Source organism: Orlajensenia flava (genome assembly GCF_004801905.1).
Lineage (GTDB): Bacteria > Actinomycetota > Actinomycetes > Actinomycetales > Microbacteriaceae > Orlajensenia > Orlajensenia flava.
On the sequence record NZ_SSSN01000011.1, the window covers coordinates 66715 to 83571 of the forward strand.

Annotated in this window: 14 protein-coding genes; 13 read left to right on the top strand and 1 reads right to left on the bottom strand. The window is 70.3% G+C overall.

From position 1 onward, the window contains the following. Positions 1–56: 56 nt before the first annotated feature. The 8 genes from E6C70_RS13665 to E6C70_RS13700 all read left to right on the top strand — a co-directional run bounded on the left by E6C70_RS13665 (position 57) and on the right by E6C70_RS13700 (position 7158). Positions 57–764, top strand: a complete 708-nt coding sequence (locus tag E6C70_RS13665) for an NUDIX hydrolase (protein ID WP_136425104.1) — start codon at positions 57–59, stop codon at positions 762–764. A gap of 169 nt (positions 765–933) precedes the next feature. Continuing rightward, entirely contained in the window at positions 934–2385 is a 1452-nt protein-coding gene (locus E6C70_RS13670) for a lipase maturation factor family protein (protein WP_136425105.1), read from the top strand. 54 nt (positions 2386–2439) lie between these two features. Next, a complete protein-coding gene (locus E6C70_RS13675) occupies positions 2440–3030 on the top strand; it encodes a molybdopterin-dependent oxidoreductase (protein ID WP_136425106.1) in 591 nt (196 codons plus the stop codon). Next, a complete protein-coding gene (locus E6C70_RS13680; RefSeq protein ID WP_235833495.1) occupies positions 3027–3746 on the top strand; it encodes an FAD-binding oxidoreductase in 720 nt (239 codons plus the stop codon). The genes E6C70_RS13675 and E6C70_RS13680 overlap by 4 nt, the downstream gene beginning before the upstream one ends. Further along, positions 3746–4000, top strand: a complete 255-nt coding sequence (locus tag E6C70_RS13685; RefSeq protein ID WP_235833497.1) for a DUF6510 family protein — start codon at positions 3746–3748, stop codon at positions 3998–4000. Before E6C70_RS13680 ends, E6C70_RS13685 begins: the two co-directional genes overlap by 1 nt. A 35-nt stretch (positions 4001–4035) precedes the next feature. Continuing rightward, entirely contained in the window at positions 4036–5133 is a 1098-nt protein-coding gene (locus tag E6C70_RS13690; RefSeq protein ID WP_136425107.1) for a glycerate kinase, read from the top strand. A 300-nt stretch (positions 5134–5433) separates the two neighbouring features. After that, the gene (locus tag E6C70_RS16760; protein ID WP_168770962.1) at positions 5434–5727 is read left to right on the top strand and encodes an ROK family protein; all 294 of its coding nucleotides are present in this window, start codon (positions 5434–5436) and stop codon (positions 5725–5727) included. A gap of 156 nt (positions 5728–5883) precedes the next feature. Continuing rightward, on the top strand, positions 5884–7158 hold the full coding sequence (locus E6C70_RS13700) for a multidrug effflux MFS transporter (RefSeq protein ID WP_235833498.1): 1275 nt from the start codon (positions 5884–5886) through the stop codon (positions 7156–7158). Here the strand turns inward: E6C70_RS13700 and E6C70_RS13705 are convergent. Next, a complete protein-coding gene (locus E6C70_RS13705; RefSeq protein WP_136425110.1) occupies positions 7094–12733 on the bottom strand; it encodes a DUF11 domain-containing protein in 5640 nt (1879 codons plus the stop codon). The genes E6C70_RS13700 and E6C70_RS13705 overlap by 65 nt on opposite strands. Before the next feature lie 136 nt (positions 12734–12869). Here E6C70_RS13705 and E6C70_RS13710 point away from each other — a divergent pair, with 136 nt between their 5' ends. The 5 genes from E6C70_RS13710 (at position 12870) to moaA (ending at position 16839) form a co-directional block, all read left to right on the top strand. Then, complete coding sequence (locus E6C70_RS13710; RefSeq protein ID WP_136425111.1) at positions 12870–13604, top strand: phosphatase PAP2 family protein; 735 nt, start codon at positions 12870–12872, stop codon at positions 13602–13604. Then, on the top strand, positions 13604–14860 hold the full coding sequence (locus E6C70_RS13715) for a D-arabinono-1,4-lactone oxidase (protein ID WP_136425112.1): 1257 nt from the start codon (positions 13604–13606) through the stop codon (positions 14858–14860). Before E6C70_RS13710 ends, E6C70_RS13715 begins: the two co-directional genes overlap by 1 nt. Before the next feature lie 61 nt (positions 14861–14921). After that, entirely contained in the window at positions 14922–15422 is a 501-nt protein-coding gene (locus E6C70_RS13720) for a MogA/MoaB family molybdenum cofactor biosynthesis protein (RefSeq protein WP_136425113.1), read from the top strand. After that, complete coding sequence (locus E6C70_RS13725; protein ID WP_168770963.1) at positions 15422–15841, top strand: molybdenum cofactor biosynthesis protein MoaE; 420 nt, start codon at positions 15422–15424, stop codon at positions 15839–15841. The genes E6C70_RS13720 and E6C70_RS13725 overlap by 1 nt, the downstream gene beginning before the upstream one ends. Beyond that, positions 15838–16839 carry a GTP 3',8-cyclase MoaA gene (gene moaA / locus E6C70_RS13730; RefSeq protein WP_136425115.1) on the top strand — a complete coding sequence of 334 codons (1002 nt, stop codon included), beginning with the start codon at positions 15838–15840 and terminating at the stop codon, positions 16837–16839. Before E6C70_RS13725 ends, moaA begins: the two co-directional genes overlap by 4 nt. The last annotated feature ends 18 nt before the right edge of the window (positions 16840–16857 follow it).

Here is a 16857-nt window from a genome sequence, read left to right on the forward strand (position 1 = left end):
GGGCGGCGGCGGGAGTGGCCCCGGTCGCGGCGTTATCGTGGCAGCAGGAGGCATCGATGACGAACCAGGCGCCTGCGGCCGATGGACTGGCGGCGACGGTGGTGCTGCTGCGCGCGTCGACGGATGCCGGGGCCCCCGAGGTTCTCATGCTCGAGCGGCCGGACCGTGGGTCGTTCGCAGGGGCGTGGGTCTTTCCGGGCGGCAGCGTCGATCTGGAGGACTACTCCGCTCCGGCGGACGTGTCGGCCGGAGTTCGCGAGACTCGGGACGACGGGGCCCTGCGGCGCGCGGCGGTGCGGGAGACCCTCGAGGAGACGGGACTCGTGCTGGCCGAGGGGGACCTCGTCGCGCTCGCGCGCTGGCATCCGCCGGTTCAGGCCCCCAAGCGACTGCTGACCTCGTTCTTCGCCGCGGAGGCGCCGGCGGGCGACGTGGTGGTGAGCCCGCATGAGGCCGTCGGCTACGAGTGGATCTCGCCGAGCGACGCGCTCGAGCGCCACGCGGCCGGGGAGATGCTGCTCTACCCGCCGACGTGGGTGACGCTGCACACGCTCGTCGGTGCGGGAGGCGTCGACGACACCCTCGACGCGGCGCGGACCCGGGGAGCACAGGAGTTCGCCGCGCGGTTCGGCGTCGGGGGAAAGGTGGTGTTCTGGGACGGCGACGTCGCGTATGCCGATGACGCCGTGCTGGACGACGAGGGCGGCCGCCACCGCCTCGACATGCGCGCCTGCCCCTGGACCTACACCCGCACGTCCGGCTGACCGGCCTCCTGCTCGGTTGGGCTGCTCCGACGGACAGATGTGGGCGCCGCGGCGGACGCTTCTGTCCGAGCGAGCAGCGCGACGCGGTCGCGTGTCCGAACGAGCAGCACGATGCGATGGCAGCAGCGGAGGCGGTACTCGACTAGCGGGGGCGGCGTAGCGTGAGCGGATGGGGTGGTTCGACGCACCGGACTACGAGTTCGCCCGGGAGGTGCTGCAGCGGGGGACCGCCGCGATCTTCCTCGTCGCGTTCCTGTCCAGCCTCGGCCAGTTCCGGGTGCTGGTGGGTGAGCACGGGCTGATTCCACGGGCGGCTCGACCGCTCCGCATCCGTCGCCTGCGAGCCGCTTCCCGACGCCGCGCGCGGCCGACCCTGTTCCGGCACTGGTACTCCGACCGGCTGCTCGTCGCCGTGTGCGTCGCCGGAGTGGTGCTGGCCGCATCCGTCGTCGTCGGAATTCCGCAGGCCGGTCCGCCGTGGGTGCCGTTGCTGGTCTTTCTCGTGCTCTGGTTGCTGTACATGTCGATCGTCAACGCCGGCGGAACCTTCTACGGCTTCGGTTGGGAAATGCTGCTGCTCGAAGCGGGTTTCACGGTGGGCTTCCTCGGCTCGCATCAGGTGCCCCCGCCGACTCCCGTGCTGCTGCTCGTCGCGTGGCTCGTGTTCCGCCTCGAGTTCGGCGCCGGCATGATCAAGATGCGCGGCGGCAGCGAGTGGCGCGACCTCACCGCGCTGTACTACCACCACGAGACGCAGCCGATGCCGAATCCGCTCTCGCGTCAGGCTCACCTGCTGCCGAAGTGGATGCATCGCGGCGAGGTGCTCGGCAACCACGTCGCGCAGCTCGTCGTGCCCTTCTTCCTGTTCGCCCCAGCTCCGGTCGCGGACGTCGCGGCGATGATCGTCATCCTCACCCAGCTCTGGCTGATCATCACGGGCAACTTCGCCTGGCTCAACTGGCTCACGGTGGTGCTCGCGTTCAGCCGCGTCAGCGATCCGATCGCGCACGCTGTGGTGCCGGCTATTCCCGAGCGGTGGACGGATGCCACCACCTCGCCGGTGTGGTGGATCGTCGTGGTGGGAGCGGCATCCGCTCTGCTCGTCGTGCTGAGCTGGTGGCCGCTGCGCAACCTGTTCTCGCGGCGCCAGCTGATGAACGCGAGTTTCAACCGCTGGCAGCTGGCCAACGCCTACGGGGCGTTCGGCACCGTCACCCGTGAGCGCATCGAGGTGGTGATCGAGGCGACGCTCGACGAGGATCCGCGAGAGGCCACCTGGCAGGAGTACGCCTTCAAGGGCAAGCCGGGCGACGTGCGTCGCATCCCGCGGCAGTGGGCTCCCTACCACCTGCGGCTCGACTGGCTGATGTGGTTCCTCCCGCTCGGCAGCGTGCACGAGGACTGGCTGTACGCCCTGCTCGGCAAGCTGCTGGAGGCGGATGCCGCGACGCTGCGGATGCTCCGCCACACCCCGTTCGGAAGCGTGCGGCCGCGATTCGTCCGGGTGCGCACCTATCGCTACCGGTTCTCGACGAGAGCGGAACTGCGGTCGAGCGGGGACCGGTGGGTGCGCGAGTCGGTGAGGGTGGAGATCGGCCCGGCGGCCCTGCGCGACGAGTGACCTGTTGGATCCCTCGGACCGTCGGTAGGGTTGGCGGAGGCGGAGGGAGCGGATATGTCGTTCATCACGAGGGGCTTCTCGGGGAGGTCGCACGATCGCGATCCACGACTGCCACCGGGCCAGACCGAGGTGTCCGATTGGCCGGTGCTCTCCGCCGGTCCGACGCCCCGGGTCGACACGGAGGAGTGGGAGTTCAGCATCCGCACCGAGAACGGTGCCCACACCTGGACGTGGGACCAGTTCATGGCGCTCAAGATCGACGACGTCTCGACGGACATCCACTGCGTCACGCACTGGTCGAAGCTCGGAACGAGCTGGCGCGGCGTCTCGATCGACACCCTGTTCGAGGGCATCGAGACCTCCCACGACTTCGTGATGGCCCACAGCTACGGCGGCTACACGACCAACGTCCCGCTCGACGAGCTGCTGAACGGCCAGGCCTGGATCGCCTTCGAATTCGACGGCGAGCCGCTGGAGGCCGAACACGGCGGGCCTGCCCGTCTCATCGTGCCGCACCTCTACTTCTGGAAGAGCGCCAAATGGGTGCGCGGCCTGGTGACCATGCCGAACGACGACCCGGGGTTCTGGGAGCAGTCGGGCTACCACATCCACGGTGATCCGTGGAAAGAGGAACGCTACTGGTGAGCGGTCCCGCCGACACCGCGTGGCGGGTGGGAAGCGTGTCGCGCATCAGCAAGGAGACGCCGAGTGCCGCGCGTATCGTGCTGGACGTCGACGGCTGGCCCGGCAACGATGCCGGCCAGCACCTCGACATCCGACTGACTGCTCCCGACGGGTACACCGCCACTCGCTCGTACTCGATTGCGTCGGCCGGCCCGGGAATGGTCGTCGACCTCGCGGTCGACAAGCTCCCGGACGGGGAGGTCTCGCCCTTCCTCGTCGACGACGTGATGGCGGGCGACAAGCTCGAGGTGCACGGTCCGCTCGGCGGCTGGTTCGTGTGGAGGCCGGATGCCGCGAGCTCCCCGGTGCAGCTGATCGGCGGGGGGTCGGGCGTCGTCCCGCTCATCGCCATGCTGCGCTCCCATCACGACACTGCCGACGCGACGCCGTTCCGGCTGTTGTACTCGCTGCGCACCCCCGAGGACACCTTCTTCCCGGAGGTGCTGAAGGATGCCGACGTCGACTACGTCTACACGCGACGGGCGCCCGACGGCTGGCCGACGCCGGCCGGCCGCTTGACCAAGGACGTGCTCGCCGCATCCGTTTTCGCAGCCGCCGAGAAGCCGCGCGTGTTCCTGTGCGGATCGACGGGATTCGTCGAGACCGTGGCCGCGTGGCTGGTCGAACTCGGCCACGACCCGCGGATGATCCGCACGGAGAGGTTCGGAGGCACCTGATGAGTCACCTCGACGGAAATGCGCTCGCGGGAGTGCTCAGCGAGGTCTTCACGTTCGACCCGACGCTCGCTCGGGCGCGCTGCGCCAACTGCTACTCGGTCGACGTGCTGGCCCGGGCGATGGTCTACGTCGACGGATCGGCATTCGTCGTTCGTTGCGCGAGTTGCGACGCCGTGCTCGCGACGGTGATGGACGGCGACGGTCGCCGGTGGGTGAGCCTCAAGGGCGTGAGCGCCATCGAGATACCGCGCTGATCGGCACGCCTCGCGGAATCGCGGGAGGAGGACGGATGCGGCGCACCGCCGAACCCCGCGCTCTCATCGCCGTCGGAACGGGGCGCTACGCGGACCCGTGGCATCCGTTCGCCGAGAACGCCGCAGCTCTGGGAGCGATTCTTCGCTCGGACGGGTTCGACGTGCGCATCGACGACGACCTCGACGGGGCGCCCGCCGCGCTCGATGGCGTGGACCTGCTCGTCGTCTGCGCCGGGGACCCTTGGGCGAACGGTGCGACCGGGCACGGAGCGCCATCCGAGTCCCTTTCCGGCCTGCGCGCCACGCTCGATCGCGGCATGGGCGTGCTCGGCGTGCACTCCGCCACCGCGAGTCTGCGCGACTACCCGGACTGGGCGGCGGCGATCGGCGCCGTGTGGCTGCCCGAGATCTCCATGCACCCGCCGCGCGGGGAGGCCCACGTCGAGGCGCTCTCGCATCCGCTCGTCGACGGTATCGACTCGTTCACGCTCGTCGACGAACGCTACTGCTTCCTCCAGCTGGTCGGCGAGAGCGAGGTCGTAGCGGAACATGAGCATGGCGGGCTGCGGCATCCGCTCGTCTGGGTGCGCGAACACAGCGACGTCACCAGTCCGCTGCTGGGCCCGAGCGGTGCCGCTGCTGTGTTCGGACCGCAGAAGGGAGCGGACCCGGCTGTCGCGGAAGGGCTCGAGTCGAACCTCGCGCGCTGGGCTCGGCTGCTGGAGCGGGCGGCTGCGCCCGGTCGGGTGGACGCCGATGCGGCGGGGGCAGGGGCGGCCGGCGGTACCGGATTCGGGATGCTGGCGTGGGGCGCGACGATCGAGGCAGGTTCGCGCGCCGTCGGAGAGGCAGTGGGGGCGCGAGAGGCGTTCGCCTGGGCGTCGCTCGTCATCACCGGCGAGGGTCGGTTCGACGATCAGTCACGCGTCGGGAAGGTTCCGTCCTCCGTGCTCGAGGGGGCCGGGTCGGTTCCGGTCGCCCTCGTGGCTGGCTCGATCGCCGCAGATGTGGATGATTTCGCCCTGACGATCGCCCTCACCGATCTAGCCGGGGGCACCGCCGAGGCGATGACTCATCCCGCACGGTGGCTGCGCGAGGCGGGCGCTCGGCTGGCCCGCGACGCGCGCATCTGACCGGTTCGAGAGCGACATGACGCGAGGTCGCAGCTTTTGCGGGTATGCGCGGCTCTGCACCCGCAATTGTTGCGGGTTCGACGATGTCGTGCACGGCTGACGCTGCCTGCCGCGTCGGCGAGACCGCCGCCACCTTCTCCCCACGCCGCAGTTTTCGCGGGTGCGCGCGGCTCTGCACCCACGAGAACTGCGGAGTCGGCGCGCGTCAGGCCTCCATCGCCCACGCGGACGCCGGCTCGACACGACTCCGCTCCTGTATCGTGCGATCCACAGGAGCGGCCGGATGCGCTCTCTGCTCTCGTGCACCGCCAACTCGACCATCTGGCCGTCGCCCTGCGCAACGCGATCGATGTGCTCAACCCGCAGTTGGTGGTGCTCGGCGGCTTCCTCGCGTCGATCCACTCAGCCGACCCCGACTACCTCGAGAAGCGGGTCGCCCGGCAGACACTCGATGCGCCGTGGCGGAATACGCGCATCACGACGGCGGAGCTCGGCGGCGACCTGCTCATGATCGGCGCCGCAGAACTCGCCTTCGAGCCTCTGCTCGCCGATCCGGGTGCCTTCTCAGCCTGGGAGCAGGCTCGGCGCGCGTGACGCGCTAAGCTGGATGTACGGGTTCGAATCGATTCGATCCCGTCGGCCGATCGCTCGTCGGCCCCTGCTCGGTTCTCCCGTGATGCGACGCGCCTGCATCCGTCGGACCGGGCACCCGTGCGCCCTCCGCGCCGCCCCACTTTCGAAGGACCCCTCGTGACGTACACCGGCTCCATTCCCGCCATCACTCCCGACGCCGCCGTCAGCCACACCCACCCCGGTGACCGACTAACCGCGCGCCAGCGGCTGGTGTACATCGTCGTGCTCGGCGCGCTGACCGCGCTCGGGCCGTTCACGATCGACACCTACCTGCCGGCCTTTCCGGCGCTGCAAAGCGAGTTCGACGTGAGCCCGGCCGTCATCCAGCTCACCCTGACGGGAACCATGGTCGGCTTCGGCCTCGGTCAGCTCATCGTCGGCCCGTGGAGCGACAAGGTCGGACGTCGCCTCCCCCTGATGCTCGCGACGAGCATGCACATCGCCTCGTGTATCGGAGCGGCCCTGTCTCCCGACATCTACTGGCTCGGCGCGTTCCGCGTGCTCATGGGCTTCGGGGCAGCCGCAGGCGGCGTGGTGGCGATGGCCATGGTGCGCGACCTGTTCGGCGGCCGGCCGCTCGTCAAGATGCTCTCGAGGTTGGCGCTCATCAGCGGTCTTGCGCCCGTGCTCGCCCCGGTGATCGGCTCGCAGCTCCTGCGCGTCGTCGACTGGCGCGGCATCTTCTGGGTGCTGGCGGCCTACGGAGCGCTCGTCATCGCCGCCGTCGCCCTCTTCATCGTCGAGACCCTGCCCGCCGTCGACCGCCGGGTGGCCGGCCACAGCACCGTCGGCCAGCGCTACCGAGCGTTGTTCAGCGACCGCGTCTTCGTCGGCGTCGCCCTCATCGGAGGAATGACCTTCACGGGCCTGTTCGCCTACCTCTCCAGCTCCTCGTTCCTGTTCCAGGAGGTGTACGGCTTCACGGCGCAGCAGTTCGGGCTGCTGTTCGCCGTCAACTCCGTCGGCATCATCATCGGCGTGCAGACCAGCTCGCTCCTGATGCGCCGCGGCGTCGGACCTCAGTGGATCATCGCGACGACCACCATTGCGCTGGTCTGCTTGGCGACCACCATCGGTGTGCTCTCCGTCACCGGCGCCGGGCTCTGGGGCACCATCGTGCCGCTCTGGTTCTTCATCACCGCGTGCGGGTTCACTTTCCCCTGCATCCAGGTGCTCGCGCTCGCCAACCACGGCAAGGAGGCCGGCACGGCCGCATCCGTTCTGGGAGCCCTCAACTTCGGTCTCGCGGGCGTTCTCTCGCCCATCGTCGGCGTGCTCGGCGTCGGCAGCGCCCTGCCGATGGCCGGCGTCATGGCGACGACGGCACTCATCTCCATCGTTCTGCTCTGGTTCGTCGTGCGGCCGAGGACCGTGCCCGCCCTGGCACACTGACGAGACGTCGCCGGCGCGCCTCGATCAACGCCCAGGCGCCCAGCAGGACGGCGGCCAGTGCCGCCAGCACCGAGACGCCGACGTCCACCCCGGTCTCACTCAGCCCGCTCGAGCCAGTGCCGGCGGGGGACGGGGCGGCCGGACTCGCCCCACCGCCGGGCACGACTCCACCACCGGGCAGGACTCCGCCACCGGGCGGCGGGGGTGGGGGCGGAGACACGAGGGGAGGCCCGAGCTCGACCCTTGCCGTGGCGTCGTTGTCCGACAACGAGTCGTCGAGCGCGCCCGAGCCGACGTAGCCGGTGTTGCTGAAGGCGGTGACGGTCAGCGCCGACGTGTCGAGCGTGATCACGACACTCGCCGACGCGCCCACCGCGAGCGGGCCGACCGGGCAGTCCACCACGATGTTGCCCTCCTGCTCGGTCGTGGTGCATTTCGCGCCTCCGCCGGTGACCTCGGCCGAGATCAGGCGCGTGCCAACGGGGAGCGTGTCGGTGAACACGGTGTCGGGCGCCGTCGCCGGACCGTTGTTGACGGCCTGCAGCAGGAAGGCCACCGGCTGTCCCGCGCGCGGGTCGTCCGTGACGACCGACTTCGTGATGGCAGTGTCGGCCACCACCTGCACGTCGACCGTGTTGGATGCGGTGTCGTCGGCCGGGTTCGAATCGGGAGTGGCGGATGCCGCGGTCGCGGTGTTCAGGACGGGGCCCGGGGACAGGCCGTCGGGCAGCCGCACCGTGATCGCGACGCCCTGAGCGCGGCCGGCCACCAGCCCGCTCGCGGCGCAGGTGACCACGACGGGCGCGGGCGAGGACGTGCACGTCACGCCGAATGGCTGCAGGCCGACGAGGTCGACGCCGGCGGGGAGCGGATCGACGATGGTCGTGTTCGCGGCGTCGGAGGGGCCGGCGTTCGTCAGGGTGAGAGCGTAGGTCACCTCGGTGCCCGCCGACGGCGTGCTGCTGTCCGACGTCTTGCTCAATCGGAGGTCGGCGTTCCGTACGACGGCCGTGGAGATCGTCGAGGAGTTGTCGCCGGGGTCGGGGTCCGTCGTCTCGGAGGTGACCGAGGCCGTATTGGTCAGCGCGGTGATGGTCGATGCCGCGCTGAGGATGCCGGCGACTCGCACGGTCACGGTCTGGCCGGCCGGGACGGTGCCCAGGGTGCACGAGGGTCCGGTCGCTCCGGGCGTGCAGGACGGATCGGAGTCGCCCGCGCGGAAGGCGATCGCCGGGTCGAGCAGGTCGGCGACCACGACGCCGGCGGCATCCGATGGCCCGCTGTTGGTGACCGCGATGGTGTACCCCGCCGTGCTGCCCGCCACGATCGGGTCGGTGTCCGCCGTCTTCACGATGGAGAGGGCGGCCTGCTGCTCGACCCTCGTGGTGACCTCGGCCGTGTTGTTGGCGAGCTCTGGGTCGTTCGTCGTGCTCTTCACCGACGCGCTGTTCGTGATCGGCTGGCTGCCGTTCGAGGCGACCATGCCGTTGATGGTGATGACGACGGGAGGCGGTTCATCGGTGGACACCAGTCCCCGCACGACGCCGAGGTCGCAGCGCACCTCCCCTGCGGTCACCGTGCAGGTGCCCTGGCTCGGGGAGGCGGAGGTGACCGTGAGGCCCGCGGGGACGCGGTCGGTGACGACCACGTCCGACGCGTCGGAGCCGAAGAAGGTCTGCGGGGTGTTGGTGACGTCGATTCGGTACGAGAACGGAGCTCCGGCGACGAGCGGATCGGTGAGGCTGGTCTTGGCGATCGCGAGGTCGGCTGTCGGCGCGGTGATCGTCTCGGTGATGCTTGCGACGTTGTTGTCGGGGTCCGACTCCGGAGTGGATGTCGAGACCTGGACGGTGTTGGCGTAGGACCCGGGCTGCAGGGAGGACGAGACGATGACACCGATCTGGATGGTCGCGCTCTGTCCCGGTCCTAATGCGGCGGGCAGCGTGCAGGTCAGGTCGCCGCTGGATCCGGAGCAATCGGCGCCGTCGATGTAGGCGACCAGCGCGGAGGCTTCGAACGAGTCGACGATGGAGACCGCCCTCGCGGTGGACGGCCCGGCGTTGCCGACCGTGATGGTGAACAGCTCCTCGCCTCCGGGTGCGGTGGATCCGAGCGTGGCTGCCTTCGTCACCGAGAGGTCGACGAGCGCCGTGGTCTCCGTCACCGCCGTCGCCGAGTTGTCGGCGAGGGTGGGGTCCGGCGTGCTCGACGCGACCGTGGCGGTGTTGGTGAGCAGCGTGCCGATGTCGACGTTGCCTCCGACCCGGACCGTGATGGTGATCTCCGGCGCCGCACCGGGGGCGAGCACGCCGAGGGGGCACGTGACGGTGCCTGCATTCTCGGTGCACAGTGGGCTCGCCGAAACGAACGTGACCCCGCTCGGCAGCGGATCGGTCACCACCACGTCGGACGCGCTGGACGGGCCGAGGTTGGTCGGGTGGATCGTGTACGAGAACTGCGAGCCCGAAGCTGCCGACGCGGGAGCGTCCTTGTCGAGCGAGAGGTCGGCCGATGCTCGAGTGGTCGCCGTCCACGATGCGGTGTTGTTCGTACCGTTGGGGTCATCGGTGGTGCTCGCGACGGTGACGGTCTCAACGGCGGCTGGAGTGCCCGAGTAGCCCGGCGGTACGCGCATGACGACGACGAGCGTGCGCGTCTCGCCGTTCGGCACGTCGCCCAAGGCGCAATCGAGCCCGGTCGCGTCCGCGGGCGAGCACGTTCCGGTGCTGGGTGTCGCCGACGTGAAGGCGAATTGAGGCGGGAGGAGGTCGCGGAGGGTGACGCCCCTCGCAGTCGATGGCCCGTCGTTGCCCACGGTGACGGTGTAGGTGATCGATCGACCGGCGACAGCCGGGTTCGGCGTCGCAGTCTTGGTCACGGCGAGATCGGCGACGGCGGACACCGTTGTGGTGGCGGTGTCCGCGTTGTTCGAGGCGTTGACATCCGTCTGCGAGGCGGTGGCACTGGCTGTGTTCTCGATCGGGCCGGCCGGGACATCGCCGTCGACGGTCGCCTGGATGGTGACGGTGACGGATGCGCCGGGCGACCCGGCGATCCCCGCAGGGAGAGCGTCGATGCTGCACGTGACGGTGGCGCCGCTGGTGCACGAGCCGCGCGTGCTCGCGACCGAGGTCGCGACTATCCCGGCCGGCAGCTTGTCGGAGACGACGACGTCCGTCGCGTCGGACAGACCGGCGTTGGCGACGGTGATGGAGTAGGCGAGAGTGCGGCCGGCGACGACGGTCGCGGGCGCCGCCTTGCTCACGACGAGGTCGACCTGAGCGGCGGCCACGGTGATCGGCGCGACCGCCCGATCGTCGTCCGGCCTCGGATCGGGGGTCGCCGAGCTCACCGTCGCGACGTTGTCGATGGACGATCCCGGCGTGGCGGCAGAGGAGAGCAGTGCCGTCAGGTCGACCGTCATGGACTGGCCGGGCAGCAGCTGGGGCAGCGCGCACGTGGCGTTCGGACTAGGGGGCGCGCAGGTCGCGCCCGGTGTCACCGTCGAGGCGCCGGTGAGCACGAGCGTCGACGGGTCGGACACCGCATCGTTCACCGTCACGTTGGTGGCCGTGGATGGGCCGCGGTTGCTCACCGTGACGGTGTAGGCAGTCGTTCCGCCCGGCACCACCGTCGTCGGATCCGCGGTCTTGGTCACGACGAGGTCGGCCGACTGCATCAGCTGGGCGGTGGCTCCCGCGGTGTTATCGCCCGGGCGCGGATCCGCGGTGTCCGAGCCGACCGTGGCGATATCCGTCACGGAGGGGTCCGTCGAGCTCGGGTCGGTGCTTCCGGAGACGGTGATCGTCGCGGAGGCGCCGTTGGCGAGAGTGCCGATGGCGCAGTTCACCCGGTCCGGGGTGGTACTGATCGCGCAGTCGCCCTGTGTGGAGGTGGCTCCGCTCACCGTCACGCCGGCGGGTGTCGGATCGGCGACGACGACGTTGCTCGCGGCGTTGGGGCCGTTGTTGACCACGGTGATGGTGAACGTCGTCGGGCCCCCGGCGAGCGCCGGGTCGGGTGCCACCGTCTTGGTGATGGCGAGGTCGGCGAGCGCGGTGACGGGCGTCGAGACGGGCCGCACCTGGTAGGTCAGGGCGCTGCCCGTCGTCTGCGCGACGTAGTCGAGCTGCGCCCCGTTCGTCACCGTGGCGCCACCGGCGGCGGCATCGACCGTGGCTTCGAATCGCACGGTCGCCAGCCCGTTGGGCGCGAGCACGCCGCCGCGCGCGCTGGTCGCGCCGGTTCCGACCCGGAAGCGCACGAGTCGGCCGCCCGGGTCGTACTCGGCTTGGTCGTCACCCGCGGCATCCGTCTTCCGACCCGTCCCCGCGCCCGAGAGCACTTGCAGGCTGCCTGGAACATAGGTGATGTTCGGCGGGAGCGGATCGGAGAGCACCGACCGATCGGCCGGATCCTGGCCGACGTTCGTGACGTTCACGGTGTACTGCAGCCGGTCGCCGGGCTGCGCGGGTGAGTTGCCGGTGAGGTCGACGACCGACTTGCTCGACGGCGTGAAATCGGGGGCGAACAGGTTGATCGCGGTCGTCAGGACACCCGGGAAGTAGCGGTCGCCGCTGCTCGTGAAGCGGAAGTCCGCCGAGGTTGCCCCGTTCGGGATGACCCCCGATGCACCGAGCTGCTTCACGTCGAAGCCGAGCATGTTGCGGTCCGCCGGATTGCGCGTGGTGACCGAGACGCCGTTCCGGTCGTTCGAGCCGTTGAAGAAGTTGGTCCCGGGAGAGATCGCCGTGCCGAGCTGCGTCGTGTTCAGGGCGACGCTGTCTCCCGACGCCGAGAAGTCGCCCTCGTAGGCCACCATGCCGATCTGGGTGTCGACCGGGCCGGAGAGCGGCGCCAGGAATCCACTCGCGGTGACCGTCTGCGGTTCGCCCTGGCCGACATCCGCGAAGCCGTCGAACACGGTGAGGTTGCGCAGCGGCAGGTCGGGCGAGCGGTAGACGACGGCGAGCGACCAGCCGGCATAGCGGTCCTCGCCTGTTCCGCCGCGCACGTTCGCGCCCCAGTAGTCCCCACCACCTCCACCGCGCACCAGCGCTGTCACATCGGCGAACTCCTGATAGGCCCGGTCGGAGGATGTCGTCGGCCCGAACGTCACCTGCGATGAAATCGACTGGTAGCCGGCGGCCCCCGGCACCTTGAACGACATCGTCCGCCGGTCACCTGTGGCTGCCGTGCCGCCGGTGCCCGCCGAGAGCCGTGCGCCCCAGTAAAGGCCCGCCCACAACACCGTTCCGCCCGAAGGAACATCGAGCTGAGCGCTGGACGAGTTGAACGTGGTCGGGTCAGCGTCGACGTCGAGGTTCGTCATGACGAACGAGTTGTTGTTGTAACGCGCCGAACCCGCTCGAGCGCCCACGCAGTTCGGGGCATCCGTCGGGCAGGTCTGCAGCTGGTTGCCGATCACCGCTATCGCACCGTTGTCATTGGTCTGGAAACGCACGCCGAACGGCGTGATCGACAGGCCGGTGGCCGACTGGGTCAGCCCCACGAGGACGAGGGCCGTCGCCAGCGCCGCGATGGCCGCGAGGAAGGATCGAACGCGTCTGCTCATGCGCCGTCCCCTCCGGGTGAGGGTCCCCCGACGAGCGGGAGACCCTGGTGGATGCAGCGGGGCGCCGAGGTGCCCGTTCGCCTAACCTAGTTCGCTATTTGTCGAGTGGGAAGAGGGCTGACGCTAGCGTTGACGGATGCACCGTCCCGCATCAATCGAGCCTCCCCGTGCCGTCCTGCGCCGGTGGCCGCTGTATCTCGGCGGCGGCGCGCTGGTTCTCGCCGTTCTTCTCGGGGTTCTCATCGTGGTGCGGCAGCAGTCCGGGCTCATCGGCCTCGACGAGGAATGGGCCGAGGAGATGCTCGACATCCGGGGGCCGGTCGGCACGGCCCTCGCGTTGTTCTTCGACACGGCGGGAGGCCACCTCGTCGGAACGTATGTCGTTCCGGCGGTCATCACCATCCTTCTGTTCGTGTTCAAGCGCCGCTGGGCGGCGTTCTACTTTCTCGTCACGACGCTCGCGAGCGCCCTCGGTGTGCAGATCCTGAAGCACCTGTTCGGCCGAGCCCGACCCGAGGACATGCTCGTCACGTCGGACTTCGGCTCGTTCCCGTCCGGCCACGTGGCCAACGCGGTGACGATGGCCGTCACCCTGTCCGTGATCTTCCCGGTCGTGTGGGTGTGGATCGCCGGCGCGGCCTGGAGCATCATGATGGCGCTCAGCCGCACCTACCTGGGCGCGCACTGGCTCACCGACACGCTCGGCGGCGCGCTCGTCGGAATCGGCGTCGCCCTGCTGCTGTGGCTGCCGTTCGCCGCGTCGCTGACGGCGGAGCGACGGGGGCCGCCGTCGACCGGGACGGGCGCCGAGACGACGGATGCCCACACCACGCAAGCCGAGACCGCCACGACCGAGCCCACGGAGCGCTGATGACGACGGATGCCGGAACCAACTGGGCGGGCAACCTCGCGTTCTCGGCGCGCGAGGTCGCTGCGCCGCGGTCCATCGACGACCTGCGCGGCATCCTCCGCGGCGCAGACCGGGTGCGCGCGCTGGGCACGAGGCACTCCTTCAACGACATCGCCGACACGCCCGGCGTCCTGATCACCACGGCAGCGCTTCCCGCCGAGGTGTCGATCGATTCCGGCGAACGGGTCGCCCGTGTCGCCTCCGGCCTGCGGTACGGCGATGTCGCCCAGCGCCTGGATGCCGCGGGCTGGGCGCTGGCGAACCTCGCGTCGCTCCCGCACATCTCCGTGGCGGGAGGCGTCGCGACGGGAACCCACGGTTCGGGCGATCGCGTCGGGTCGCTCGCCGCATCCGTCCGCGCAATCGAGCTGGTCACCGCGGACGGAGACGAGGTGCGCCTCGCCCGGGGGGACGCGACCTTCGACGGCGCCGTCGTGGCGCTCGGCAGCCTCGGGGTGGTCACAGCGGTCGAGCTGGACATCGAGCCCCGCTACAGCGTCGCGCAGACCGCCTATCCCGACCTCGCCTTCGACGAGGTGCTCGCCGACCTCTCGGCCGTCACCGGTGCGGGCTACAGCGTCAGCATGTTCACGAGCTGGGCGGATGCCGACCGCGTCGACGCCGCCTGGGTGAAGCGGCGCACCGAGCACGACGTGCCGCCCGATACCCTGCTGGGTTCGCCGGCTCGCGTCGACGACGGGCATCCGCTGGCCGAGGCTCCGCCCGATAACGCCACCCAGCAGGGCGGCCGCGTCGGCTTGTGGCTGGATCGGCTGCCGCACTTCAAGCTCGGCTTCACGCCGTCCAATGGGGACGAGCTGCAGACGGAGTACCTCGTTCCCCGAGCTCGGGCGACGGATGCGCTGAACACGATGCGCGACCTCGCGTCGCGCATCCATCCGCTGGTCATGGTGAGCGAGATCCGCACGGTCGCTGCGGATTCCCTGTGGCTCAGCCCGGCATTCGGGCGGGACGTCGTCGCCATCCACTTCACCTGGAAGCCCGACCAGCCCGCGGTCGAGGCTCTGCTCCCCGTGCTCGAGCAGGCACTGGCGCCGATGGACGCCCGTCCGCACTGGGGCAAGCTGTTCGCCGCGGATGTCGACACGATCTCCGGGCTCTACCCGCGCTTCGACGACGCGCGTGCTCTGACCCGGCAGTTCGACCCGCGTCGGGTGTTCGTCAACCGCTACCTGGAGCGCGTGCTGGGACTCTGACCCGTGGCGAAGGGATGCCGCGCGCGGCAGATGCCGACAGCGCGACGCCTAGGCTGGACGCATGGACGCAGAGCGCGAGCGACGCGCCGTGGTCATCACGGTGTCGGATCGCAGCGCCCGCGGACGGCGGGCGGATGTCTCCGGGCCGCGTGCCGTCGAACTGCTGCGGGCGGCCGGATGGATGGCCGATGAGCCGCGGGTGGTGCCCGATGGTGAGGCATCCGTCCGCGAAGCGCTCTCTGCGGCGCTCGCCGACGGTGCCCGGCTGATCGTGACGTCCGGCGGAACCGGCATCGCGCCGCGCGATGAGACCCCGGAAGGCACCCGCCCTCTGCTCGTTCGCGAGCTGCCGGGAATCGCCGAGGAGCTCCGCCGGCGGGGCGCCGAGACCGTTCCGACGGCCGTGCTCTCCCGCGGACTCGCGGGCATCGCCGCGGGATCGGCCGGTGAGGCGCTCGTCGTCAACCTCCCCGGCTCGGTGGATGCCGTCGAGGAGGGCATCGCCGTCATGCTTCCACTCGCGGCCCACGTCATCGACCAGCTCGACGGACGGGACCACTGATGCCGGTCGTCATCGCCGATCTCTCCGATCGCCCCATCGACGTGGCGGAGCACCTCGCGGCGGTCGAGCATCCGTCCGCCGGCGCCGTCGCGAGCTTCATCGGCCGGGTGCGCGACCACGATCCCGGCGCAGACGGCGAGGTCGTCGCCCTCGATTACACCGCCCATCCGGATGCCATCGTCGCTCTCGGCGCCATCGCCGAGCGATTTGACGGCGACGGGGTGCGCATCGCCGTCAGCCACCGCATCGGCCACCTCGAGGTGGGCGGCGTCGCGCTCGTCGCGTGCGTGTCGACAGCTCACCGGGCCGAGGCGTTCGACGTCTGCCGCGCGCTGGTGGAGGCCGTCAAGGCCGAGCTGCCGGTCTGGAAGCGACAGCTCGAACGCGACGGATCGCACAGCTGGGTGGGTATCGCATGAGGGGCGAGCCGCTCGTCGACGCCTTCGGCCGCGTGCACCGCGACCTCCGCATCTCACTGACCGACCGGTGCTCGTTGCGCTGCACGTACTGCATGCCCGCGGAGGGCGTTCCCTGGCTCGCGAAGGACAACATCCTCACGAGCGCCGAGATCGAGCGGGTGGCGCGGGTGGCCGCATCCGTGGGCATCGTCGAGGTCCGCCTCACGGGAGGAGAGCCGCTGCTGCGGCGCGACGTCGTCGACCTGGTCGGGCGCCTCGCCCGCATCGAGGGCGAGCAGGGACCGCTCGAGATCTCCATGACCACCAACGGGCTGCGGATGCCGGAACTGGCCGCGCCCCTCGCCGCAGCGGGCCTCACCCGCGTCAACATCAGCCTCGACACCCTGCGGCCCGACCGCTTCCTCGAACTCACGCGCCGTGACCGCCTCGACGACGTGCTCGCGGGAATCGCGGCCTCGCGCGCTGCGGGGTTCGACCCCATCAAGATCAACGCGGTCGCCATGCGCGGCACCAACGAGGACGAGATCGTCGACCTCGTGCGCTTCGCCGTCGACAACGACGCCCAGATGCGGTTCATCGAGCAGATGCCGCTCGATGCCGGACACGTCTGGTCGCGCGTGCAGATGGTGCGCGGCGAGGAGATCCTCGACCGGCTGCGCGAGGTGTTCGACCTCACCCCGGTGGGTGAGCGCGGCGCTGCCCCGGCCGAGATCTGGGCGATCGACGGCGGACCGGCGACGGTGGGCGTGATCGCATCCGTCACCGCTCCGTTCTGCGGTGCCTGCGATCGCGTGCGTCTCACGGCCGACGGCCAGTTGCGCAACTGCCTGTTCGCGCGCGAGGAGTCCGACCTGCTCGCCTTGCTGCGCGGGGGAGCCGACGACGACGCCATCGAGGCGATGCTGCGGCTGTGCATCACGGGCAAGCGCGCCGGGCACGGCATCGACGACGAGGGCTTCCTGCAGCCCGACCGGCCGATGAGCGCCATCGGCGGCTGACGCTCGGCGGTGCTTCGA